The organism is Chryseobacterium limigenitum, assembly GCF_900114875.1.
Classification (GTDB): domain Bacteria; phylum Bacteroidota; class Bacteroidia; order Flavobacteriales; family Weeksellaceae; genus Chryseobacterium; species Chryseobacterium limigenitum.
This window is the reverse complement of sequence record NZ_FPKW01000025.1, coordinates 1-25,494: the sequence shown is the minus strand read 5'-3', so window position 1 is coordinate 25,494 and position 25,494 is coordinate 1. Positions and strand designations below refer to the sequence as shown.

The following is a 25,494-nucleotide window of genomic DNA, read 5'->3' as shown; positions in this document are numbered from 1 at the left end:
AAATAATTTACACAAAACACCTTATAATAATAAAAAAATAACAATATGAAATCATATATATTATTAATAATTTCTTGTAGTTTAATTAATATTAATTGTACTTCTCAACAAAAATCAACTATTTCCGAAAATAAGTCAATAATAATACAAAAAAATGAGAAAATTGAAAAGATAGAAATTATTGAGAAAACAAGAGGAACAAATAGAATTATATCATTTACTCCAACTTCTAAAATAGTTTCTGTAAATGGAAATATTACCACGACAGAATTACCCTCTATTGAATGGCAAAATATTCTGAAACAAGCCACAACGATAGATTTATCAAAAATATCTTTATTAGAATCGCCTACAACAAATAGATATTCAGACAAAGCTTTATCATCAAAAATATCAATAATATCAAACGGAAAAACTTACCTGTCATCAGATTTTGATGCAGGTGTTCCTCCAAAAGAACTGGAAAATTTATATAGTATTCTTATGATTAATTCTAAAGGACAAAGAAAACCTCCTAGAAATAATATCCGTTAAAATTTATACGCAATATTCCAGGCAAATCCCACTGCAAATTTAGATGAGCTTTTTCCAAAACCGGGAACAATCATTGGCTGAATTTCGTCCTGTTTTGTTGTAAATACCATGTATTTTGGCTGAAGATTTACATCTATATAAAAATTAGATTCAAATAGCTGAACTCTTCCGCCAATCATACCTTCAATCCAATAAGAAGATTGTGTAGAAGATGGGAAAGCAACAGAAGCTGTGCTGCCACCAAATCCACGAACCGGAATTGCCATATATTCCTGTGTATAAAATGATCCGGCAGCCTTTCCACCTGCATAAAATCCGTTGAATTCGTTCTCTGCATCTTTTGCCAACATATAGAAAACCCCAAGTTTTACAAACGGGCCATTTGCTTTTACATCATATCCGTTTTTCTGATATACATTAGAATCAAAACCGGCATCAATAACAGCGTGAAGATCGTCTTTAATTTTAGATGATATAAATCCCTGATACATTTTTCTATCCGAAAAGAAAGAACTTCCTGCATTTAGAAGATCAAAACCAACCATAAAATTGGGTTTATACATCCATTTTTCTTTTTTTACCTCTTTATTTTCCTGAGCAAAGCTCAACAAACTTAGTACACTAAAAAAGAAGGAAAATATTAGTTTTGTCTTCATTCTCTATTTGATTTAAGTCTACTTCCACTTTCTTTACAACTGTAGAAGTAATTAATTCTGTCGTTAAATTTTCGTACGTTTTTTTAATACCACACCCAGGAGAAACATATACAGCTTTCGTTGTGTAGTTTATCCTAACTTTGGATTCGGTACCATTCAGTCTTGTTTTGACATAAATATCTGTGTAGGGAGCATCATCAACACGCAACGGGATCAATCTGGATGCCACATTTGCAGTTTTTCCCAATTGAACCTTAGTACCAGACCCATAATCCACCGCTACATATAATGAATCTACTGTCACTTCTTTACCGGATTCTGCACTCTTAAAAGCAATTTTCATCCTTGGAGTACCTTCACCACTCTCGCAGATATCGTCATCACCTCCACATGAGAAAAGGATACCTAAAAAACAGGTAAGTATGAGAAATTTAAAATATTTCATCTGTACGTTTATATTTTTTTATTTTGCCAGATGGAACTGACATTTCATATTAATATTTTGATCTTCAAATGTAAATAAATTATTTTTTAATCAGTAATGCAATATTCTCCACATGGTGTGTTTGCGGGAACATATCTACCGGTAAAATTTTAACCAAAGTGTAATGATCTTTCATTAAGGCTAAATCTCTAGCCTGAGTTGCAGAGTTACAGCTTACATAGACTATTTTTTCCGGAGCCAGTTTTAATATCTGCTCAACCACTTTTTGATGCATCCCATCTCTTGGCGGATCAGTAATTAAAACATCTGCTTTTGGATGATTTTCCAAGAATTCGTCGTTGAAGACATTTTTCATATCTCCACAATAGAATGTTGTGTTGGTAAGACCGTTTAATTCAGCGTGTTCGATGGCTGCATCAATTGCTTCCTGAACAGATTCAATTCCAATCACATGTTTTGCATTTCTGGCCACATACTGAGCAATTGTTCCTGTTCCTGTATATAGGTCATAAACAACTTCATGACCTTTTAAATCGGCAAACTCTAATGTTTTTCTGTAAAGTTCTAAAGCTTGCTTGTAGTTTGTTTGAAAGAATGATTTTGGGCCAATCTTGAATTTCAGTCCATCCATTTCTTCCATTAAAAATCCTTCCCCGAAATAAACATTTACATTTAAATCATAAATAGAATCGTTTTGTTTTGGATTAATAGCATAAACCAACGTCTTGATCTGTGGGAATTTCTCTAATAAATACTGGAAAAGCTTCTCTCTGTTCGCCTTCTCTTCTCTATAAAGCTGGAACAAAACCATCCATTCACCTTTAGAGTTCTGTCTCATCATTAAGGTTCTTAAAAACCCTTCCTGATTTCTGACATCAAAGAAGTCCAGACCGTTTTCAACACTGAAATTTTTCACTGCCAAACGGATCGCATTTGAAGGATCCTCCTGAAGGAAACATTCTTTTAAATCTAAAATCTTACTCCACATTCCCGGAATATGAAAACCAAGAGCATCTCTGTTTCCGAAATTTTCTTCAGAACTTATCTCATATTGAGTAAGCCATTTCGCATTAGAGAAAGAGAACTCCATTTTATTTCTGTAGAAATATTGCTCTTCAGCACCTAAAATCGGAACGGTTTCAAAATCATCAATTCCTCCAATTCTTTTTATATTATTGTATACTTCTTCTTGTTTAAAATCAAGCTGTTTTTCATAGCTCATATTCTGCCACTTGCAGCCTCCGCAAGTTCCGAAATGAATACACTTAGCATCTACTCTAAATGGAGATTTCTCTACCACCTGAACAGTTTCGGCTTCATAATATTTTGATTTCGATTTCTTAACTCTTGCATTAACAGTATCTCCCGGTACCCCACCGGAAACCAATACAGTCTTTCCTTCTTCCGTTTTCCCTATTGCAATACCTTTGGCTCCTGCACCAAACAGTTTAATATTTTCAAGAATAATATCTTTCTTCTTTCTCATTCCCTATTTTCTATTTTTTCTAATATAATGAAAAGAAACCTCGCGGTTTCAATTTGCAAAAATACAATAAAAAAAACCTTATCCGAAGGACAAGGTTTCTATCTATGTTAAAGTTTACTATTTTGTAGGAACCGGTTGCGGATTTGCCGGTTGTGGGGCCTGCTGTTGAGCAGAAGGATTTGCTCCCATACCTTGTTGCAACTGTATGTTTGGATTTACTTTCGGAGCTGAAAGCCCTGTCTGCTTATCTAAAACTGTTACCAATTCCGGATCTCCAAGATTGAAGAATGGTTTACTAGCGATTTTCCCATCTTTATCGATGATGATGAAGCAAGGTAATTTGAATCCGTATACACCATATTTTTTAGCGATATCAGAATTTAATCCTCCGTCAGCATATACATTTACTCCTGTAATTCCTTTTAATAAAGAATTGCTTGTTTTTACAAACTGATCTTTCGTATCATCTACGTTAACGAATACGAAATTCATCTTAGATTTGTAGAAGTTGGCAACTTCTTTCAATACAGGAACAGTAGCTTCACCGATGTAAGGATTCCAAGAAGCATAGAATGCTAACATGTATGGTTTTCCTTTATTTTCAGAAAGTTTGTAAGCTTTACCGTCTTGTTTTACCAAAGCTCCTTCAGGAGCAACTTCACCAATTTTGAATCCATTGATCGCAAATTGAATTTTCTTCAGATCTGCTTTAATTGTAGCATCTTTGATATCTTCATCAATGATTTTTTTGATTTTATCAGATGTTTTCTCAGGAGTATTCGGGTGAATGTCAGACTGAGCCATTACAAATGCTAAAAGATAATCTTTAGTAATTTGTGAAACATCTTTTTTATCTTTCAAATATTGATTGAATAATTCTGAAGTAGTAACATCCGTTTTTCCTTTGCTTTTTGCTTCTGCATACTTTTGAAAATCAGGGCTCATTTTAGATAAAAGGTAGCTTCTGTAAGCAGGATTATCTTTTACCATTTCATCCTTATTAGTCTGAAGTTTGTTTTCATAATCTGTGAAAGCTTTAGACACTTTAAAAGAAGGATTACCCATTTGCTTATGGCTTAGATCATACTGAGACATAATAGAAAGCAAAGTACTTGCGATATCATTCTTTTTCCATTTAACAACTTCGTTATCCGGATTGAATTTTTTAACGTTTTCGTCGATATTTTTGTTAATATCTGCTTCTACTTTTTGAATTCCTTTGATGAAAGTTGGCTCATCTTTCGTCATTAGCTCGTTCATATTTACAGTCTGAGCGTAATTAGTAAGATATTTTTGAGCTGCAGTAAAGAAGTCATTGTTCTTTTTAGCATCACCAGTGATCACATATTCTGAAGGGAAAGTTTGTCCGTTTCCAGAAATATTAAGAGCCTGACCAGCTTTTAAGTAAACTAAATTCTGCTTACCACCATAAGAAATAACATACATTCCGCTCTTAGGAGCTTCAAAGTTTCCTTCGAAAGTACCGTCATTCTTCACTCCGATGTTTGCTAACGGCAATGTAGCAACACCTGAAGCTTCGATAAATTCTATTCTTTCTAATGGAGATCCTCCAGTGATTTTCCCTTTTACTTCAACTTTTTTAGAGCAAGACATCACAAACACTGCGATGATAAACAATAAAAGATATTTTTTCATTTTGAATTTTATAATTTAACAAAAATAAGTTTTTCAATATACTTAATACAATTTTAAAGCATTTTTTATGAAAGATTTAACTAAAAAGATCGTCTACCACTAAGGAGACGATCTTTTTTATGTATTTAAATCAATTCTATCCTTGGTCTACCAGAGCAGCCATGTATTCTCTGTTCATTCTAGCGATGTTTTCAAGAGAAATTCCTTTAGGACACTCTACTTCACACGCTCCTGTGTTTGAACAGTTCCCGAATCCTTCTTCATCCATTGCCTGAACCATGCTAAGAACTCTACGTTTAGCTTCTACTCTACCTTGCGGCAATAAAGCAAACTGAGAAACTTTAGCTCCAACGAATAACATTGCAGATCCGTTTTTACAAGTAGCCACACAAGCTCCACATCCGATACAAGCCGCAGCATCCATTGCTTTGTCTGCATCTTCTTTAGGAACCGGAATAGCATTAGCATCTAATGTATTTCCTGAGGTATTCACAGAAATGAAACCACCCGCAGCCATTACTCTGTCGAACGCACTTCTGTCTACCATTAAGTCTTTAATAACAGGAAAAGCAGCACTTCTCCAAGGTTCGATAACAATGGTTTCACCGTCTTTGAACATTCTCATGTGCAACTGACACGTTGTGATCCCCGTATCCGGACCGTGAGCTCTACCATTGATGTAAAGAGAACACATTCCGCAGATTCCTTCACGACAGTCGTGATCGAAAGCGATAGGTTCTTTTCCCTCGTTAATAATATTCTCATTAAGGATGTCCAACATTTCTAAGAATGAAGAATCTGTAGAAACATCCGATATTTTATAGGTCTCAAACTGACCTTTAGTTTTACTATTTTTTTGTCTCCAAATTTTCAGCGTAAGATGAAGGCCTTTTTTTGCACTCATAATTTTATATTTATAGGTTGGAGATTATTTATAACTTCTCGCTTTAACTTCGATGTTTTCATAGATAAGATCTTCTTTGTGCAGAACTTCCTGTTTAATATCATCACCCTGATATTCCCAAGCTCCTACATATTTAAAGTTGACATCATCTCTTTCTGCTTCACCTTCCGGAGTAGCATGATCTTCTCTGAAATGCCCACCACAAGATTCATTTCTGTGTAATGCATCGATAGCCATTAATTGGCCAAGTTCAATAAAGTCTGCTACTCTGAATGCTTTTTCAAGCTCAGTGTTCATACCTTCTGCATCTCCAGGAACTTTTACGTTCTTCCAGAAATCGTTTTTCACTTCTTCAATTTCTTTAATAGCTTCTCTTAAACCTTCAGGAGTTCTTCCCATTCCTACTTTGTTCCACATAATGTTTCCTAATTGCTTATGGAAGTGGTCTACAGAATGAGTTCCTTTGTTATTTAAGAAGAAATCTATTTTATCTTTAATTCCTTTTTCAGCCTCAGCAAAATCAGCCGAATCCGTAGGAATCGCTCCTGTTCTGATATCTGCAGAAAGATAATCTGCAATGGTGTAAGGAAGTACGAAATATCCGTCTGCAAGACCTTGCATCAATGCAGAAGCTCCCAATCTGTTTGCTCCGTGATCCGAGAAGTTGGCTTCACCAATAACGAAACATCCGGGGATTGTAGACTGAAGGTTATAATCAACCCAAACACCACCCATCGTGTAGTGAACGGCAGGATAGATCTTCATTGGAGTTTTGTAAGGATCATCAGCAGTAATCTTTTCGTACATTACAAATAGGTTACCGTATTTTTCTTCAATCCAAGCTTTTCCTAGGTCGTATATTTGTTGATCTGTAGGATTGTGAATATGCTTTTCAATAGCAGCTTCTTTACCTTTTTTAATAATTTCTGTAGAGAAATCTAAGTAAACACCTTCTTTTGTATCATTATTTTCGATTCCGTAACCGGCATCACATCTTTCTTTACCCGCTCTGGACGCAACGTCACGAGGAACTAAGTTTCCGAATGCAGGATATCTTCTTTCTAAATAATAATCTCTATCTTCTTCTTTAATATTTTCAGGTCTTAATTTCCCTTCTCTAATCGCTACTGAATCTTCAATCTTTTTAGGAACCCAGATTCTTCCAGAGTTTCTTAATGATTCAGACATCAAAGTAAGTTTAGACTGTTGTGTTCCATGAACAGGAATACAAGTCGGGTGAATCTGCACATAACAAGGGTTTGCGAAGTACGCCCCTTTTTTGTGGATCTTCCAAGCTGCAGAAACGTTTGAACCCATCGCATTCGTAGAAAGGAAATATACGTTTCCGTATCCTCCTGATGCAATAACTACTGCGTGAGCAGAATGTCTTTCAACTTCACCAGTTACAAGGTTTCTTGCGATGATACCTCTTGCTTTTCCGTCTACTATTACTAAATCCAGCATTTCATGACGGTTGTACATTTTCACTCTCCCTTTTCCGATCTGACGGCTTAAAGAAGAATAAGCACCTAACAATAACTGCTGACCTGTCTGTCCTTTTGCGTAGAAAGTTCTTTTAACCTGAACTCCACCAAATGAACGGTTATCTAACTGACCGCCGTAATCTCTTCCAAAAGGCACCCCTTGTGAAACACACTGGTCAATAATATTAGCAGAAACTTCAGCTAATCTGTATACGTTTGCTTCTCTTGCTCTATAGTCACCTCCTTTGATTGTATCGTAGAATAGTCTATAAGTAGAGTCACCATCACCCTGATAATTTTTAGCAGCATTAATTCCCCCTTGAGCAGCAATAGAGTGCGCTCTTCTTGGAGAATCCTGATAACAAAATGCTTTCACATTGTATCCCTGCTCTGCCAAAGTAGCAGCTGCAGAACCTCCTGCCAAACCTGTACCTACAACAATAATATCAATCTTATCTCTGTTGTTTGGTGCAACAAGGTTCATATGGTCTTTATGATTTTTCCATTTATCCTTTAGAGGACCAGCTGGAATTCTTGAATCTAATTTACTCATATTAGTATATTGATATTATTGAGTTATAAAATGAAAAATCGCAATAAAAATAAATCCTGCAGGAATAAGGATTGAATACCATTTTCCTAAAGCTTTAATTACCGGAGTGTATTTCGGATGTCTTGCACCAATTGACTGGAAAGAAGACTGAAACCCGTGAGCCAAGTGTAATCCCAATAAAACAAAAGCAATTACATAGATTGCCACTCTCCAGATATCAGCAAACTTTTCGTGCAATTCCGGCCAGAAACGTTCTGCATCAGGAGCTAATCCTTCAACGTACTTGTAATTAATTTCATGTAACCAGAAATCATATAAGTGCAACCCTAAAAATGCTAAAACAACAGCACCAGAAATAATCATATTTCTAGACATCCATGAAGAATTCACAGAAGCGTTGTTTGCAGCGTATTTTATAGGACGCGCTTTGTTATTCTTAACCTCTAATACAAATCCCAGAATAAAATGGAAAAGAACTGCAAAACCCAGAACAGGTTGCATGAGGAACTGAACAAAAGGATTATACCCCATGAAATCAGATGCCGTATTGAAAGCATCGCGATTGATAACGGATAATAAGTTTGTCGTTAAATGCAGTATAAGAAAAATCAGCAAAAACATAGCTGATAATGCCATAGCATATTTTCTACCTATTGTAGAACTCGTTAAACCTGCCATATAAGTTTAAATTTGAATTTCTACAAAATTAAGAAATGTTAACTATACTCAAAAGTGAGAAATCTCACTATTAGTCAGTTTGTAATCTTTCTAAATAAGCCCATAAAGCATTATAAATAAAGGAAAAACGAAAAAAGGCAACAATTAATTTATATTATAAACTTTACCCTTGTACACCACCTTTTGTGTTAAAGTTGGAAAAAATTTCACTTCAATAGTGTCTAATCTCCTCGAAGATTTGTATGGATTAATAATATATTTAGTAATCTTATCAATATTAGAATTATTTTCAATCCAAAAACAAACTCTGTTTCCCTTTTTTACAGAAAACAATTTATGTTTATTAAAATCATGAAGCAAAATCTCTTCCTTTTGATTTTCAATCATATCACAACTTAATCGTATCATTAAAAATGCAAAAACCGCCATTAACAACCTCACCGAATTTTTATCATTAAATTTTAAAATGGCCAACCTCAGCAAATAAACTATAACGAAAAGTGATACTACTTCAAGTAAATTCATTGGGATATTTTCAAAAAATAATGAATCAAAATCAGCAAACCAATGAATACTTTTCAACAATATGTTAATCGTAAAATCATACACAATATTGATCAGATTGAAATCAATTTTAAAAGCGATCAAAGCTGTCATTAAAAATGAAAAGACAATAATAACCTCAGAAAACGGAACAATAATAAAATTCGCTAAGATGGAAATAAACGAAAACTGGTGGAAATAATACAGCACCAACGGAAGTGTTGCCAATTGCGCCGAAACAGAAATTGAAATTGTATTGAAAAGTATTTTTTTTAAGTAATTATCCTGTTTTGGGAAATATTTTAAAATTGGCTGATTCAACCAAAAAATCCCGAGAACGGCAATGAAACTCAATTGAAATCCTACATCAAAGATCTGCTGGGTATCTAAAATCAAAATAATGAAAGCCGACAACGCCAAAGAATGCAATAAATCCGGTTTTCTTTGAAGCAAAACATAGATAAAATATACCGTCAGCATAATACAGGAGCGTAAAACAGAATTCCCAAATCCAATAAAAGCGGCAAATAACCAAATAAATATTAAACTTAAAATAATTATATAATTTTTCAATTTCACAGGAAAAAAATACATACATAAAAAGTAGAATAATCCGAAAATTACGACAATATGAGTTCCTGAGATTGCAAGAAAATGCACCAATCCGGATTTATTAAAATCCTGCACCGTTTCCGCATCTATTTCAGTTCTGTCCGCTAAAATAATTCCTTTTAAAAATTCCCGGCTTTGCGGTGACATTTTAGATTGATCAATATTTTGGAGAACTCCAAGCCTTTTCTGCAGAATCATTTCATTCCAGCTCAAATCATTTCTCAAAGCAGAAGAAAATCCTTCTGATAAATAACATTGACGGTCAATATTTTTTCGTCGTAAATATTTCGCATAATCAAACTGAAAATCATATTGTGGGGATTTCGGCTGTGATATATACACTTTCGCCTTGTAATAATGCTTAAAGTCAAGCTCTTCATTAATTTTTGAAATAAATAAAATTGAATTAAAATGCTCTTTTCCCGATTGAGCAACAACTTCATATTTTTTATATTTTTCAGTAGAATTTAGTTTTTTAGAAATTTTAAAAATGATGGTTTCATTTTGAGAATCAACAACCTTTTCCGAAGAAAATACATTGAAAGAGTGCAGACAAATTCCCACTCCAAAAAACATGAAACCCAATATGTAAGGCTTTAGCTTAAATAAAAAATAAGATTTAAAAAAGGTAGAAATTAAAGCAAGTAAGCAAATACCTATTATAAAAAAAACGGAAGTTTCATCCAAAGGAAATTGATCTTGAAGAAGAATCCCAAGAACAAAACAAATGACCAGAATCAAAAGAGGCTGTTTATTCAATCAAAAAAATTGTGCTGCTCAAAAATATTTATTCGAAATAAAAATAACACGCCAATATTTGAGAATTTGCCAAACGAGCCAATATTCGTTTTATAAAAGAAAAATCGCAGAAAAAATTTCTACGATTTATATGAATAATTCAATATTTTAAACTTTTAAAATCACGTCTGCTGCGTGATCACTCGCTCCGCTTCCGCCAAGTTTTTCTCTTAATAATTCGTAATCTTTTAAAAGTTGAGTTCTCTTCTCTCCTGCCAGAACTTTATTTAGTTCCTCGACAAGACTTTTAGTATTCAGATCATTTTGAATTAACTCTTTTACCGCTTCACGATCCATAATCAGGTTAACCAAAGAAATATACTTGATATTTTTAACCAATCTTTTAGCAATCGCGTAAGAAATTTTACTTCCCCGATAACAAACCACTTCAGGGACATTTAACAAAGCGGTTTCTAAAGTCGCCGTTCCGGACGTCACCAAAGCAGCTTTTGAACATCTTAATAAATCATACGTTTTATTGGAAACAAAATGAACATTATCGTCAACATATTTCTGATAAAATTCTTTCGGAAGACTTGGGGCACCGGCAATGACGAACTGATAATTTTTAAAATGAGGTCGCACAGAAAGCATTATTTCCAGCATTTTCTCAACTTCCTGTTTTCTTGAACCGGGTAAAAGTGCAATGATTTCTTTTTCATTTAAGCCATGCTCTTTTTTAAAATCATCAATCTTAATTTCTTTTAAACTCGAGATTGCATCCAGCAGCGGATGGCCTACAAAATGAGAATGAACTCCATGTTTTTTATAAAAATCTTCCTCAAAAGGAAGAATCACCATCATTTCATCAACATATTTTTTTATGATCTCTACTCTACCCTCTTTCCAGGCCCAAAGTTGTGGCGAAATATAATAGATAACTTTAATTCCAAGTTCTTTTGCAAATTTTGCGATTCTTAAATTAAAACCCGGATAATCAACCAAAATTAAAATATCAGGGCGATGAGCTTTAATATCTTCTTTACAAATTTTAATATTATTCAGGATCGTTCTCAGATTCATTGCAACCTCCAAAAAGCCCATGAATGCGAGATCACGGTAATGTTTTACCAGTGTTCCGCCCTGCTCTTTCATGAGATCACCACCCCAGAAACGGAATTCTGCACTGGGATCTTTCTTTTTTAATGACTTCATTAGATTACTTCCGTGTAAATCTCCGGATGCCTCTCCTGCGATGATATAATATTTCATTTTTGCTGAAACCTTTTTATTTATTTTTCTTGGTCATCAAGAACCTCCTTTTAATTAAATGATTTGTCATCATGGGAGGTTTCTATGATAAGAATAGAGAACAAATTAAGGCTTTGTACGATCTTAATTTGTAAATTTGTTCAAAGATAATGATAAAAAATGTCAGAAGAATTTGAAATCAGAAATAAAGTTGCAGAGAGCGGTCTTATAAATTTTGATCTTGCTACTCTTGTTCCGAAAGGCACCAGAAAAGGCATTGACCTGAAAGATTTTCTTTTTATGGAAATGATCCTGAAAGAAAAAGATTTCCGGGAGAAAGTTGCAGCTATCAATACAGAAGAATATAAGGACTCTTATATTTACATTTATAATTCGGCGGATGCGATTGTTCCGCTTTGGGCTTATTTTGTCTTAACAGCTAAACTTACAAGTGTTGCAAAAAAGATTGTTTTTGGAAACCGTGAGGATCTTGAAGTTATTTTAATGCACAACGCCATTCAGACTTATGACTTTGAAGAAATGAGAGGTAAAAGAGTCTTGGTAAAAGGCTGTTCTGATAAAGAAATACCTGAAAATGCTTATATAGAATTGGTAGAACAGTTACAACCGCTTGTAAAATCTTTGATGTTTGGGGAAGCATGTTCGAATGTTCCTATTTTAAAGAATTAATAGATGTCTAAGAAAGTTTACTATTCTATTCTTCTATTTTTACTTTTCTTTTTGATTTATTATATAGGAAGTTTTAGCAGAATTCCTTTTGCAGATTCCGTAGACTTTGTACTTCTGGCTGAAAAAGGGAAATATATGCAGACTGCCACTGCTACTACACACTTTTTATATACTAATACTGTAATATTTATTAAAAATATCACAGGTCTTAATGCTATAGAAGCAAGCAGACTATTAATAATCTGCTGTGCCGCAGCTACTGTAGCCATTGTATATCTTACCGTAAAAGTTCTTGTGAAATCTGATTGGGTCTCTATTATGGCCGCTTTTATTTTTGGTTTTAGTTTTACTTTCTGGAAGAATACCGAAATTGTAGAAGTTTATACTTACAATACCTTATGGATAAGTCTGTTCTTTTTCTGCATTATTAAAACTTTTCAATCAAAAGAAAGCAAATACATTGTTTTAAGTGCTGTTTTTCTAGGAGTCAGCCTTTGGCTCCACATACAAAATATATTACTAATACCTGCATTTCTACTTTTCCTTTTTTATTTTAAAACAGAAAAAAAGTCGGTGTATTCTTCTCTTTTTACCTTTGTAGCTATTTTCGCTTCTATGTTTATTCTAAATTCTTTAAGCGGATTGCCTCTAAATTCACCATTCTCAACAGACAGAGGACATTGGATTGAAGATACATTTAAGAAAAACCCAACTCAATGTATCCAAGATTTGTTAAAATCAGTAATATACTTACTTTATAATTTTAACTTATTTACTGTTTTTGGTATAATTGGGATTATTTCGCTTTACAAAACGAATAGAAAAATGTTCTACGTATTTTTCGTAGGATCTTTATGTGTTTATGGCTTTTCTACTTTCTATGCAGTTTCCGATAACTATGTGTTCTTTATACCGTTTAATCTTATCTTTGCCCTGTCTATAGGATATGGTATCTCATTATCATTTACCAAATATCCTTTGATCAAAAAACTATCTTGGGTTTGTCTTTTAATCCCGGTATTTTACTTTCTTTCCTTTAAGATGGTGATGTCTACTTCAAGAGGAAAAGAATTTCATAGTTTCAAAAGCTACAAGGGTGGATTAAACTATTACATGCTACCATGGATGAACAATAACGTTGGTATTCTAGAGTTTACAGTTGATAAAAAAACAGCCCCTGAACCCATGTCCTGGATGACCGAAAGTGCAGAAGGATACATTAAAGAATTAAAACGTAAAGGATACACTTCTGAAGAAATAAAAAAACTTTAACAATAATTATAGTTAAAAAAAAATTATCAATCACATTTTTTAATAAATTTGATTCACATAAACAACAAAACAAACACAAACATGAGTTTAATCGACCTACTAACAGGTAACACGGGCAACGAAGTTGCACAACAGGCTGAGAATAAATTTGGCATCAGCAAGAACCAAATTATCGCTTTATTGGCTGTAGCAGCACCGTTGGTTATTTCGTATCTTAGAAATAAATCTCAAGATGCTAAAGAAGCGGAAGCATTGAATAATGCTTTAGATAAAGATCACGACGGAAGTATTCTTAATGATTCTTCACAGCTTGAAGCCAGACAGGCAGAAGGCGGTTCAATTTTAAGTCACATTTTCGGAGGTGATAAGCAAAATGTTGAGAACCAATTATCACAAAATACAGGAATTTCGATTGATAAAATCGGTCCTATTCTGGCAATGCTGGCTCCTGTCATCATGGGCTACATTGGGAAAGAAAAACAACAGAGCAATGTTGGCGCAGGAGGTTTAGGAGATCTTTTGGGTGGTATTTTAGGAAATGCCTCTAATCAGGCTCAAGCAGAAGGTTCAAATCCATTGAATGATATCTTAGGAAGTGTTCTTGGTGGCGGACAATCTCAATCTTCAGGAAACCCTTTAAATGATATTTTAGGCAGCGTTCTTGGAGGTGGAAACCAACAGAAACAACAAGGTGGCGGCGGATTGGGAGATATCCTTGGCGGCCTTTTCGGAAAATAAATAATTTAATTTGAATACAAAAAAGACCGAAGAGAAATCTTTGGTCTTTTTTATTTTAAAGAAAAATTACTATTATTTAGATTTTTCTTCTGAAGGTGTAATCTGTTTTGAAGCCTTTTTAGGTCTTCTCTTACCATAACTTCCGTTATTGATTTTTCCTCTTCTTGATTTTTTGTCTCCTTTTCCCATAAGTAAATTATTTTGTTGATTAGTACGAATTTAAACATTCGTATCTAAAAACCGATCAATTAACTTGTTAAAAATTTTATAATGTTTGAGCTAAAAGTTGAAAAATGAAACTTACATCTCAATTTTAACTTCCAGCCTAAACCATCAGACTTTCACCGTTTTCCATTTTCCTTTTTTAAACAAAATAAAAGCAACGATTGTAATTAAAGTTTCTGCTGTAGGAATAGAAATAAAAACTCCTTTCGGCCCCATTCCCAAATGTTTTGAAAGAAAATATGCCAACGGAATCTGAAACATCCAAAACCCGAAAAAATTAACCCAAGTAGGCGTCCATGTATCTCCGGCTCCATTAAAAGCATTGATCATCACCATACCGATTCCGTAGAAAACAAATCCCACACTCATAATGTGTAAAGCGTTTGTAGCATAATTTTTAATTTCTATTTCTTTTGTGAAAAATCCAACGAGAAAATCTCCTAAGAGAAAGAAAAGCAAACTCACAATGAGCATGAAAATAACATTATACTTAACAGTTTTCATGACAGATTGTTCTGCTCTCAACATTTCATTGGCTCCCATATTTTGACCGACCAAAGTTGATGCGGCATTGCTCAATCCCCAAGCCGGAAGAATAAAAAACATCATTAATCTAAGTGCTGTCTGGTAACCTGCCGAAGCATTTTCTTCTCCGGTCGTTGCCACTAATTTTGCTAAAAAGATCCAGCTACAAGATGCAATCACAAATTGAAAAATTCCCGGAGTTGCAATTTTTACGGTTGATTTGATGAGCTTAAAATCAGGTTTAAAATAATTTAATTTTATCCTAATCTCCGTATCAGCTACCAAAAGGTGATATAATTGGTAAATAACTCCAATACTTCTTCCAATTGTTGTTGCAAGAGCAGCCCCCGTTAATCCCATCGCCGGAATAGGCCCCAAACCTTTAATTAAAACCGGACAGAGAATAATATTGGCAATATTGGCGATCCAAAGACTTTTCATAGCAATGGCTGCATTTCCTGCTCCCCGGAAAATTCCGTTGATTAAAAATAAAAGCATGATGATTACACTGCTTCCCATCATAATTCTGGTAAAATCTTTACCATAAGCTGCTGCTTCAGGCTTTGATCCCATTAGAATTAAAATTTCTTCCGCATAAATAACGCCTATTAAACTTAAAATAAAAGTAATGGCAAATGAGACCAAAATCACCTGCGCAGCACTTTGAGAAGCTTTTTCAGGGTTTTTCTCGCCAATTCTTCTTGCAACCAAAGCCGTTGCAGCCATACTCATTCCGATCGCAATAGAGTACATGATTGAAAGCACAGATTCTGTGAGCCCAACCGTTTGTATTGCGAATCCGCTTTCTTTAAGATGGCCTACAAAATACAAATCGACCAAGGCAAAAACGGATTCCATTGCCATTTCCAGCATCATCGGAATCGCTAAAAGAAGAACCGCGCTTCTAATCCCGATTTTGGTATAATCTACACTCTCGCTGCTGAATGCTTTTTTGATGAAATCTATATATTTTGTCATAGCTGTAAAATCTACGTCAAAAGTATAGATTCAGAAATGATAAATAATTAGCATATGGAAAGTTTTTCGAAAACTTAAATCGAAAATGGATTATATTCTTTGAAAAAGCTCAGCATTCATCTCTTACCGTAAAATGATGCCTTTTTCTTTATTAATTTTAGCAATCTAACTATATAAATATAATCTCAACATTATTAAAAGAAATATTTTGAAAAAAACATATATTTTTAGACATCATAATAAATAATTTTACCAAAAAATGAATTAGCTTTGTATATTCATAAAAAATAAAAATTTCATGAAAAAAATAATCTCTACTTTATTCGTATTCGGAATCTCAATATTTGCCAACCTATTATTTGCACAACAGATTTTGAGGGAACAAAAGGTTGCTTTTCAGACTGACAATATAGAAACACTGAAAAAAAGCTTCGCAAAAGAAGATTACAACAAGTGTTTCGGAGCTAAAGAAACATCATACAATCTGCTTTCTTTTAGTGTAAAACATGATAAGAAAAATGTTTTTAATTATTTACTTTCCAACAATGTAGATGTTAATAAATCATGTGATAATCAAACACCGCTGATGATCGCAGCAAAATACGGCAGGGCAGATCTTGCAAAAGCATTGCTGAAAAAAGGAGCAACAAAGACTTTGAAAAATGACAAAGGACAAACGGCTAAAGATTATTCTGTAGAATACAAACAGCCTGCTCTTACAGAAATTTTAAAATAGAAATATTAAAAATACAATGTAAAAACTTCCGAAAGGGAGTTTTTTTGTTTTTAAAACCTGCAAAAATCTTATCTTTGCAAACGAAAATTAAAGGCTCAAAACTTTGGGTCTTAAACATTGAACTTTAAACAAATAATTATGTTTCGATCGCACACAAACGGAGAATTATCTCTGAAAAATCTTAATGAAGAAGTTACACTTTCTGGATGGGTACAAACCATTCGTGATAAAGGATTTATGATTTGGATAGATCTTCGAGATCGTTACGGAATTACTCAATTATATTTTAGTCAAGAAATTTCTTCTAATGAATTATTTGAAGATGTAAAAAAATTAAATCGTGAATTTGTTATTCAGGTTACCGGTAAAGTAATTGAAAGAAAGGATAAAAATAAAAATATTCCAACAGGGGAAATTGAAATTTTAGTTGAAAAATTAACCGTACTTAATGAATCTCAACTTCCGCCTTTCAAGATTGAAGATGAAACGGACGGCGGCGAAGAATTAAGAATGAAATACCGATATCTGGATATCAGAAGAGCTCCGGTAAGAGATAAATTGATCTTCCGTCACAAAATGGCGCAGAAAGTGAGAAATTATCTTTCAGACGAAGGATTTATCGAGGTTGAAACTCCGGTTTTAATCAAATCTACTCCTGAAGGAGCGAGAGATTTCGTTGTACCAAGCAGAATGAATCCGGGACAATTTTATGCATTACCACAGTCTCCGCAGACTTTCAAACAATTGTTGATGGTTGGCGGAATGGATAAATATTTCCAAATTGTGAAATGTTTCCGTGATGAAGATTTAAGAGCCGACAGACAGCCGGAATTTACACAAATCGACTGCGAAATGGCTTTCGTAGAGCAGGAAGACGTGATGAATGTTTTTGAAGGAATGACAAAAACGTTGATCAAAGATATTACCGGTCAGGAATTCGGAGCGTTCCCAAGAATGACTTTCGCAGATGCGATGCAGAAATACGGAAACGACAAACCGGACATCCGTTTCGGAATGGAATTCGTGGAATTAAATGAATTAGTAAAAGGAAAAGATTTCAAAATATTTGATGATGCCGAATTGGTTGTCGGAATCAATGTTGAAGGTTGCGCAGATTATACAAGAAAACAAATTGACGAGCTTGTGGATTGGGTTAAAAGACCTCAAATCGGAGCTTCAGGAATGGTTTGGGCTAAATTCCAGAATGATGGTGTGAAAACTTCTTCAGTAAATAAATTCTACAACGAGGAAGATCTAGCGAAAATCATCGAGAAATTCGGAGCAAAAGAAGGAGATTTAATGTTAATTCTTTCAGGAAACGAGCACAAAGTAAGAACTCAGCTTTCGGCCTTGAGAATGGAGCTTGGAAACCGTTTAGGATTAAGAAAAGGAGACGTATTCGCACCACTTTGGGTTGTTGACTTCCCATTATTAGAATTCGACGAAGAAAGCGGACGTTACCATGCAATGCACCACCCTTTCACCTCTCCAAAGCCAGAAGATATTCATTTATTGGAAACTGATCCGGGAAAAGCTAGAGCCAACGCTTACGATATGGTGTTGAACGGCAACGAAATCGGTGGAGGTTCTATCAGAATTTTCGATAAAGATCTTCAATCTAAAATGTTTGATCTTTTAGGATTCTCAAAAGAAGAAGCAGAAGCTCAGTTTGGATTCTTAATGAATGCCTTCAAATACGGAGCACCTCCTCACGGTGGTTTGGCTTTCGGATTTGACCGTTTAGTGGCAATCCTTGATGGAAACGAAGTGATCAGAGATTATATCGCTTTCCCTAAGAATAATTCAGGACGTGATGTGATGATCGACGCTCCTGCTGCAATTGCCGAAGCTCAGCTCGATGAATTGGAATTACAATTGAATTTAAAAGCATAAATTTAGAGCGGAGATTTTTCTCCGCTTTTTTTATTTCTTACATTAGAGGTATTGCAGAATATTGAGGAAATTCAATATTTTTGAACTAAAATACGTCGCCTTTAATAACCATGAACGAAAATACAATAATTGAGTTTCTTTTCAATGAAAATATAGAAAGGGAAAATCAAAAATTCTTCTTCAAATATGTTTGGAGAAAGAATTTTACCGAATTAAAAAAAGCAATAATTTATTCAGTTATTTTTTTAACTATCGGATTTCTACCCTTAAAGGGATTTGATCAAAATGCAATACCTTATATTTTTAAGTATATTGGATTTCTTTATATTGGATATATTTTCCTGTTGACTTATCAATATGTACTTTCTAAAAAGAAAACCGACAAAATAATCGAAGAAAATATTAAAGATTTTAACAACAGTAATGATCAAACTGTTCGTATTGATTTAAATGAAACTTCTTTAGAAATTAAAAGTACTTTTAATACATTTGGTTCAATTTGGGAAAAAACTAGCTATAAATTTGTTGATGATCATCTTATCGTCCAAATGTTGAAAGGCGGTTTAAATTTTATTTTTACTAAGCCTGAATTCAATAATTCTGATTATGATATTTTATTAAATTATCTTCAAAACCATTCTAAACAACAAAAATAATTAAGGTAATTCCGCCACCAAAATCTCCGGCAACATTTTCAGAATCAAATAAATAATCTTCCATTTAAAATTCGGAACAATGGTGAAAGAATTTCCGGCGTTGACAATATGTTTTGCTACGTAATCTGGCTCCATAATTAGGGATTCATTCAATTGTAATCCTTCATTAATTTTTGTTCTGATATAACCTATAACTAAAGCATTGACTTTAATATTTTTTGAAGCTAATTCTTGTCTCAAACCGGCTAAATAAGTTGTAAAAGCTGCTTTTGTACTTCCATAAACGAAATTACTTTTTCGTCCTCTCACTCCGGAAAGTGAGGACAGTCCGATGATTCTTTCTAAATTTTTATTGCTTTCATCCATTGCGATAATATTTAGAATAGAAACAGCTCCCATGTAATTCGTAATCATCATTTGTTGAGTTCCTTTAAAGTCTCTCAATGCTTTTTCATTATCAATTAAAAAACCTGCAGCATACACTGCAATATGAGGTTTTATTGGAAGTTCGTTATAAAATTTTTGATGTGAATCAAAATCTGCCGCATCAAAATATAAAACCGTGATTTTTGATTGGTCTAAATGTTTTTCTTTAATAAAATTTTCTAAAGAATTTGTATTTCTTGAAGCAGCAATGATGGAAAATCCTTTTGCTAAATATTGTTTGATACATTGTTTTGCAACATCGGAATTGGCACCCAGAATGAGAACGGTCTTGTTTGTGTTTTGATCCATGTGACAAAGATATTTTATTTTAAAATTTAAACATAAATTTTACAAATGTTTTCACGAATAACACAAAGCTTGTCACTTCGATGGAGGAGAAATCTATTAACATTTAAAACTAAACCATTAAGATTCATTTAAGTCGTTAAGATTATTAAGTTTAGATTCTTCACTGCGCTTTGCTTCGTTCTGAATGACAGAACGCGTATAAAAGAATCGGCGCGGTGAGCAAAGCTCACCGCGCCGAAACGTAATATTTTAAAACTAAAAAATTACTTATTTTCAGTAGTTTCAATTTCTTTTTTCTCAGCTGGTTTATCAGTTGTTTTTGCTGCCTTATCTCCAAAACGAGTTTCAGTAAATTCTCTTGAAATAGCTGCTTTTTCGAATTTCAACTTTCCTGATAATGTTTCAATAACGAAACCATCATCCTGAACCTGAGCAATTCTTCCGTGAAGACCAGAAGTAAGAACTACTCTAGTCCCAACTTTTAAGTTTTCCTGAAAAGTTTTTTCTTTCTTTTGTTTCGCTTGTTGCGGTCTTATCATTAGGAAATAAAACCCAACAAACATTACCCCCATCATGATAAGCATCATAGAAGAATTTCCTCCTTGTGCGGGCGCCTGTAAAAAGATTGTTAACGTATTCATTATATTATGGTTGAATATTAGCTGTAAATGTTAATTTAATAGGAGCTTTATCTACGTTAGCAAAAACATCTGCATACTTACTTACGTTTCCGTCAAAGTTTGAAGAGTCAAAATGCAACGTGATTTTTCCTTTTTTACCTGGCATAATTGGTTCTTTTGTGAAATCAGGAACTGTACATCCACATCCTGGCTTTACTTCAGAAATTACCAAAGGATTAGTTCCTGTATTTGTAACTTCATATACATGCTCTACTTTATCTCCTTTTTTGATTTTCCCGAAATCGAAGCTGTTTTCAGAAAGAGCAAGTGTTGTTAATGGCTGGTTAGATGGAGCCGGAGTTGCTGCTACTGCCGGAGTAGCCGTTGCTGCACCTTCCTGTACATGAGCTGCTGAAGAATCAGTTGGTGGCAAATTGTTTGCAGCGCTAGAATCCACTGCTACAGCATCTGATCCCTGAATTTCTTTGTTTTCTTTTTTACAAGAAACTAAACCAAAGCCTATAATAGACAAAGCGATAATTGATAACGTCTTTTTCATTTTATTAAATTCTATTTTGATCTTTACAATATTTATCTAAAATTCCGTTGATGAAGATATTTGATCTGTCTGTAGCAAATACTTTAGCGATCTCTATATATTCATTAATAATTACTCTTGAAGGGGTGAAGGCAAAATTATCAAGCTCAGAAATGGCTGTTGTTAAAATAACTTTGTCCATTAAAGAAACTCTATCCAAATCCCAGTTATCCAATCTTTCACCTAACTTTTTCTCGTTGCTTTCCCAGTTGTTCAGTGTGTCTCTCAACAATTTACCTGCGAAATCTCTGTCTTCATCATCTTTCACCATTTTGATCAAAGTTCTGCTGTCTTCATCTTCCTTTAGAAAACCAATCGTTTTTTGAACCATTGAATTAGCAATATGAATATCATCATACCAAGTTAATTCCTTATCCCCAAGATATTCATGAAAATCTTCATTTTCAGCGATATATCTTAAAAATAATTTTCCAATAAATTTTTGATCTTCCTCAAAAGAATACCCATCTTCTTTCATGAAATCCTGATAACGCTTTCCTGCAGTAATTCTTTGGAAAGTTCTTACCAATAAATCATCATGAAGATCCCACTTCAATTGTTTATGCTGACCAGTAAAAAATAATCTCTCAGGATTTTCTTCAATCTTAATTAATACCTGGTTGCTGATGAATTTTTGATTAGGATTGGTATTAGCATCGGTTTTGATGTATTTATTCTTACCGATTTCGATCTGATGTTCTGCAAGATCTTTCAACGCCACCAAAAAGTTGAGTTCATAGATATACAGATAATAGATTTTTTCTATTCCAGAGAACATGTTTTTCTCTAAAACATCAAATTTTATTGGATTTTGGTAGTAAGAATACACACTTTCTACTACTTTTTCACGGATTTGTCGTCGTCCTAACATTCAAAGAGCTTTTTATGGGTGCAAAGATACGAAATTTAAAATTTATGAAATTCGTAGTCTGCTTCTATTTTTGTAATTTTGCAAAACTTTATGAAAGCTTTAAAAACTCTAAACCCTTATTTTTGGAAACATAAAATATTATTGTTTTGGGGGTCGCTGTTTATCATCACCAGTAATTTTTTCAACATATACAAAGTACAGTTTGTAGGAAAATCGGTGGATGAACTTACAAAAAACGGAAATTTCGGCTTCAATAAGCAGATATTAATTTATGTTGCCATTATCGTCGGATGCTCACTTCTTACCGGATTTTTCACCTTTATGATGAGACAGACTATCATTGTTGCCTCAAGAAGAATCGAATATGAACTGAAAAATAAAATCTACAGACATTATCAGGAATTATCCTTAACAGATTACAAACAAACGACGATCGGAGACTTAATGAACCGTTTAAGTGAAGATGTTGTGGCTGTAAGAATGTATTTGGGGCCTGGTGTGATGTATGTTGTGAATTTAATTATCCTATTAATTATCACAAGTATTTATATGCTGAAAACAGATGTATCAATGACTTTATGGACATTGTTGCCTCTCCCGATTTTATCATTTGCTATTTTCAAGGTAAGCTCGATTATTAATAAAAAGTCTAAGATCATGCAGAAAAGTCAGTCTGCGATTTCAACTTTTGTTCAGGATAGTTTCTCTGGAATTCGTGTGGTGAAGTTTTTTGCGAAAGAGAATTACATCAAGAAAAATTACAGTGTAAAAGTTACTGATTATCAAGACAAAGCTTTGGATTTAGCCAAAACTGAAGCATATTTCTTTACTATTATTTTATTTGTAATCGGTTTGTTAAACGTTGCCATTATTTTAATTGGCGGACAGAAATATATTGACGGACAATTAAGTATCGGTAAAATTGCTGATTTCTTCATGTACATCAACACGTTAATATTTCCTTTCTCAATGGTCGGCTGGGTAACTTCCGTGAACCAAAGAGCGGAAGCATCTATGCAGAGAATCAATGAATTTTTAGATAAAAAATCTGAGGTTGTTAATACAAACTTCGAAAACTATCCAATTAAAGGAGATATTGAGTTCAGAAATGTTTCTTACGTTTATCCAAATACAGGAATCAAAGCGTTAGATAATTTAAGTTTTAAAATTGATGCCGGACAATCTCTGGCGATCATGGGTAAAACAGGAAGTGGAAAATCTACCATTGCCTTACTTCTTTGCCGATTGATTGATCCTACAGAAGGTGAAATTTTAATTGACGGCAAAAATCTTAAAGACCACAACCTCGATAATTACAGAAATTTTATAGGATATATTCCACAGGAAAGTTACCTGTTTTCAGATTCTATCGAGACTAATATTGGGTTTGCAATTGACAATCCTTCCCATGATAAAGTGGTTGAATATGCCAAGATAGCAGATGTTGATAAAAACATCATCGACTTCAAAGATCAATATAAAACACTTGTTGGTGAGCGTGGCGTCATGCTTTCGGGAGGTCAGAAACAGAGAATTTGCATCGCAAGAGCCTTAATTAAAGACCCAAACATCATTATTTTTGATGATTCACTGTCTGCTTTGGATACTGAAACCGAGCAGAATATCTTAGAAAATATTGAATCAAAAATTCATAATGCTACGTCCATAATTATCACACACAGAGAGTCTAGCGCTCAGAGAGCGGATAAAATTATTAATCTTACCGAAATTACCAATTCTTTAACCGCTTAGCCATTTCATTCGGAATTGTTAAATAAATCATAAAAAAAATTTTGTGATTAAAAGAAAACTTTTATATTTGTTCTTAACAAGATTAAAAAATATCTAACAATGAGTGAATACAAGGAACGCCATGAAAATGAAATTTTCACGAAGGTGTTAAAAGCAGGAAGAAGAACTTATTTCTTTGATGTGCGCGAGACGAAAGCAGGAGATTATTATCTTACGATTACCGAAAGTAAAAAGAACTTCGGAGAGAATGGAGAGGCTACATTCGAGAAACACAAAATTTATCTTTACAAAGAGGATTTTAAAAGTTTTCAGGAGATGTTTAATGAATCCACAGATTTCATCATTAACGAAAAAGGTGAGGATGTAATATCAGAAAAGCATGACAAAGACTTCAAAAGCAAATCTTACACAATAGATTCTGACGACGAGGTTTAAGCCAAAACAATATCTTAAAAACACAAGCATCTGAAAAAAGATGCTTTTTTCATGTTTATATTTTGATAAATTTTATTTATTTTCTTGATGGGAGGAAGTCCTGGAGCATCGCTTCAATTTGGGGATATGCCGTCAGGAAAAACCATTTTTCTATGTCCAGAACGGGTGGATGGCAGGTCACACCTCGAACCGCGGGTGGATGGCAGGTCAAACCTCGAACCGCTTGCCTTTGATTATCAAATGATTACATTGACACACAACCCTTTATGGGTCTCGAACCATTTTCTTTTGTGTGATGGACTGACGAATTTTCGTCACAGGTATTTTATAGGTTTATTAGACTTTTTTTGATGTTTTGATTTTTAAAATGAAGGTTGTTTTTTAGTATTTTTGCTTTTGATGAAAAAATACAAAAGATACCACTCCACCATTAAGACTTCTTATGCTTTAGATATTCATGAACAAATACTCCCGGGTATTGCAGTAAAAGGTTCCCTCATCAGATCTCTCAAAAAGAACTAAACATTTTGAAGAGCATAATGTCACGAAAAAGGTTTCAGTCGTGGAGTATTGCCTCAATTTGGGGATATGCTGTTAAGAAAAAACATATTTCAATGTCCAGAACTTCATGGTATCGTTACTGTATTCAATTGGGCGTTACAAAAAAGCGAAAGCCCAGAAAGAAAGAAAGAAAGAAAGAAAGAAAGAATGCAAAAAAGGTTCGGTAAAAGCTTCGCGTCCCAATGAAATCTGGCATGCAGATGTAACTGAATTTGTAACCTCTGATAATGTCAAATTTTACGTACACTCTGTTTTGGATAATTTCTCAAGGAAAATTATTGCTTACACCGTTTCCCGTGATAAAACGGCTAAAACAAGATTAATCAGTTTGAAAGAAGCTATAATAATTCAATTTGGAAAAGTTCTCTCCCCTACCGATCTGGATCTTATCGTAGATGGAGGTTCTGAAAACAACAACTTCAGAATCCGGAATTTCATTCGTCACTGCCAGATAACCATTCACAAAAAGATTGCGCTCAAAGACGTCGTATTTTCTAATTCCATCATCGAAGGGCACTTCAAAATATTAAAGAAGTTCCTCCGAAATTATGGTGATATTCATTCCAATGAGTTTCACAAAGTGATTGAGTTTTTTGTTCGGGATTATAATTCAATAAGACCTCATTACCAGCATCAAATTTATACTCCTGATGAGATACATGATAATCC

At 33.8% G+C, this 25,494-nt stretch carries 25 protein-coding genes; 10 read left to right on the top strand and 15 right to left on the bottom strand.

The window, feature by feature from the left end:
• The first annotated feature begins 45 nt into the window (after positions 1-45).
• Positions 46-534, top strand: a complete 489-nt coding sequence (locus BT156_RS19640; protein WP_072412634.1) for a hypothetical protein — start codon at positions 46-48, stop codon at positions 532-534.
• Here the strand turns inward: BT156_RS19640 and BT156_RS19635 are convergent.
• The 9 genes from BT156_RS19635 to lpxB form a co-directional block, all read right to left on the bottom strand.
• Entirely contained in the window at positions 531-1,190 is a 660-nt protein-coding gene (locus BT156_RS19635; RefSeq protein WP_072412633.1) for a DUF6048 family protein, read from the bottom strand. The two genes, BT156_RS19640 and BT156_RS19635, sit on opposite strands and share 4 nt — an antisense overlap.
• The gene (locus tag BT156_RS19630; RefSeq protein WP_072412632.1) at positions 1,156-1,635 is read right to left on the bottom strand and encodes a DUF6452 family protein; all 480 of its coding nucleotides are present in this window, start codon (positions 1,633-1,635) and stop codon (positions 1,156-1,158) included. Before BT156_RS19630 ends, BT156_RS19635 begins: the two co-directional genes overlap by 35 nt.
• Before the next feature lie 79 nt (positions 1,636-1,714).
• Positions 1,715-3,121: a 23S rRNA (uracil(1939)-C(5))-methyltransferase RlmD gene (gene rlmD / locus BT156_RS19625; protein WP_072412631.1), complete on the bottom strand. Its 1,407-nt coding sequence runs from the start codon at positions 3,119-3,121 to the stop codon at positions 1,715-1,717.
• Positions 3,122-3,238: 117 nt separating this feature from the next.
• Positions 3,239-4,777: a TlpA family protein disulfide reductase gene (locus BT156_RS19620; RefSeq protein WP_072412630.1), complete on the bottom strand. Its 1,539-nt coding sequence runs from the start codon at positions 4,775-4,777 to the stop codon at positions 3,239-3,241.
• Positions 4,778-4,913: 136 nt separating this feature from the next.
• Positions 4,914-5,681: a succinate dehydrogenase/fumarate reductase iron-sulfur subunit gene (locus BT156_RS19615; protein WP_072412629.1), complete on the bottom strand. Its 768-nt coding sequence runs from the start codon at positions 5,679-5,681 to the stop codon at positions 4,914-4,916.
• A 24-nt stretch (positions 5,682-5,705) separates the two neighbouring features.
• Positions 5,706-7,718 carry a fumarate reductase/succinate dehydrogenase flavoprotein subunit gene (locus BT156_RS19610; protein WP_072412628.1) on the bottom strand — a complete coding sequence of 671 codons (2,013 nt, stop codon included), beginning with the start codon at positions 7,716-7,718 and terminating at the stop codon, positions 5,706-5,708.
• A gap of 15 nt (positions 7,719-7,733) precedes the next feature.
• Complete coding sequence (locus tag BT156_RS19605) at positions 7,734-8,396, bottom strand: succinate dehydrogenase cytochrome b subunit (protein ID WP_066754841.1); 663 nt, start codon at positions 8,394-8,396, stop codon at positions 7,734-7,736.
• A gap of 144 nt (positions 8,397-8,540) precedes the next feature.
• A complete protein-coding gene (locus BT156_RS19600; RefSeq protein ID WP_228430206.1) occupies positions 8,541-10,292 on the bottom strand; it encodes a ComEC/Rec2 family competence protein in 1,752 nt (583 codons plus the stop codon).
• 165 nt (positions 10,293-10,457) lie between these two features.
• A complete protein-coding gene (gene lpxB, locus BT156_RS19595) occupies positions 10,458-11,561 on the bottom strand; it encodes a lipid-A-disaccharide synthase (RefSeq protein ID WP_072412626.1) in 1,104 nt (367 codons plus the stop codon).
• Between the two features lie 159 nt (positions 11,562-11,720).
• On the opposite strand from lpxB, the gene BT156_RS19590 reads away from it, so the two are divergent.
• The 3 genes from BT156_RS19590 to BT156_RS19580 all read left to right on the top strand — a co-directional run bounded on the left by BT156_RS19590 (position 11,721) and on the right by BT156_RS19580 (position 14,240).
• Complete coding sequence (locus tag BT156_RS19590; protein ID WP_072412625.1) at positions 11,721-12,230, top strand: DUF2480 family protein; 510 nt, start codon at positions 11,721-11,723, stop codon at positions 12,228-12,230.
• 3 nt (positions 12,231-12,233) lie between these two features.
• Complete coding sequence (locus BT156_RS19585) at positions 12,234-13,502, top strand: protein O-mannosyl-transferase family (RefSeq protein ID WP_072412624.1); 1,269 nt, start codon at positions 12,234-12,236, stop codon at positions 13,500-13,502.
• A gap of 81 nt (positions 13,503-13,583) precedes the next feature.
• Positions 13,584-14,240: a DUF937 domain-containing protein gene (locus BT156_RS19580; protein ID WP_072412623.1), complete on the top strand. Its 657-nt coding sequence runs from the start codon at positions 13,584-13,586 to the stop codon at positions 14,238-14,240.
• A gap of 72 nt (positions 14,241-14,312) precedes the next feature.
• Here BT156_RS19580 and BT156_RS19575 read toward each other — a convergent pair whose 3' ends face one another.
• Together BT156_RS19575 and BT156_RS19570 are read right to left on the bottom strand one after the other, a co-directional pair.
• Positions 14,313-14,429: a 30S ribosomal protein THX gene (locus tag BT156_RS19575; RefSeq protein ID WP_072412622.1), complete on the bottom strand. Its 117-nt coding sequence runs from the start codon at positions 14,427-14,429 to the stop codon at positions 14,313-14,315.
• 144 nt (positions 14,430-14,573) lie between these two features.
• Positions 14,574-15,968: an MATE family efflux transporter gene (locus BT156_RS19570; RefSeq protein WP_072412621.1), complete on the bottom strand. Its 1,395-nt coding sequence runs from the start codon at positions 15,966-15,968 to the stop codon at positions 14,574-14,576.
• A 298-nt stretch (positions 15,969-16,266) separates the two neighbouring features.
• Between BT156_RS19570 and BT156_RS19565 the strand changes: the two genes are divergently transcribed.
• The 3 genes from BT156_RS19565 (at position 16,267) to BT156_RS19555 (ending at position 19,253) form a co-directional block, all read left to right on the top strand.
• Complete coding sequence (locus BT156_RS19565; protein ID WP_072412620.1) at positions 16,267-16,704, top strand: ankyrin repeat domain-containing protein; 438 nt, start codon at positions 16,267-16,269, stop codon at positions 16,702-16,704.
• A gap of 138 nt (positions 16,705-16,842) precedes the next feature.
• Positions 16,843-18,597, top strand: coding sequence for an aspartate--tRNA ligase (gene aspS, locus BT156_RS19560; RefSeq protein WP_072412619.1), 1,755 nt, complete (start codon positions 16,843-16,845; stop codon positions 18,595-18,597).
• Positions 18,598-18,707: 110 nt separating this feature from the next.
• Positions 18,708-19,253, top strand: coding sequence for a hypothetical protein (locus BT156_RS19555; RefSeq protein WP_072412618.1), 546 nt, complete (start codon positions 18,708-18,710; stop codon positions 19,251-19,253).
• Here the strand turns inward: BT156_RS19555 and BT156_RS19550 are convergent, their stop codons facing one another.
• The 4 genes from BT156_RS19550 to BT156_RS19535 form a co-directional block, all read right to left on the bottom strand.
• The gene (locus BT156_RS19550) at positions 19,254-19,988 is read right to left on the bottom strand and encodes an SDR family NAD(P)-dependent oxidoreductase (protein ID WP_072412617.1); all 735 of its coding nucleotides are present in this window, start codon (positions 19,986-19,988) and stop codon (positions 19,254-19,256) included. It abuts the gene before it with no gap.
• A gap of 263 nt (positions 19,989-20,251) precedes the next feature.
• Positions 20,252-20,629 carry a preprotein translocase subunit YajC gene (gene yajC / locus BT156_RS19545; protein WP_072412616.1) on the bottom strand — a complete coding sequence of 126 codons (378 nt, stop codon included), beginning with the start codon at positions 20,627-20,629 and terminating at the stop codon, positions 20,252-20,254.
• Positions 20,630-20,633: 4 nt separating this feature from the next.
• The gene (locus BT156_RS19540; RefSeq protein ID WP_072412615.1) at positions 20,634-21,167 is read right to left on the bottom strand and encodes a DUF1573 domain-containing protein; all 534 of its coding nucleotides are present in this window, start codon (positions 21,165-21,167) and stop codon (positions 20,634-20,636) included.
• A 4-nt stretch (positions 21,168-21,171) separates the two neighbouring features.
• Complete coding sequence (locus BT156_RS19535; RefSeq protein WP_072412614.1) at positions 21,172-22,077, bottom strand: transcription antitermination protein NusB; 906 nt, start codon at positions 22,075-22,077, stop codon at positions 21,172-21,174.
• 90 nt (positions 22,078-22,167) lie between these two features.
• Between BT156_RS19535 and BT156_RS19530 the strand changes: the two genes are divergently transcribed.
• The 3 genes from BT156_RS19530 to BT156_RS19515 all read left to right on the top strand — a co-directional run.
• Complete coding sequence (locus BT156_RS19530; protein WP_072412613.1) at positions 22,168-23,829, top strand: ABC transporter ATP-binding protein; 1,662 nt, start codon at positions 22,168-22,170, stop codon at positions 23,827-23,829.
• A 99-nt stretch (positions 23,830-23,928) separates the two neighbouring features.
• Positions 23,929-24,264, top strand: a complete 336-nt coding sequence (locus BT156_RS19525) for a DUF3276 family protein (protein ID WP_034679055.1) — start codon at positions 23,929-23,931, stop codon at positions 24,262-24,264.
• Positions 24,265-24,892: 628 nt separating this feature from the next.
• Positions 24,893-25,494 (top strand): DDE-type integrase/transposase/recombinase (locus BT156_RS19515; RefSeq protein WP_139255530.1); only part of this gene is annotated, 602 nt, incomplete at its 3' end.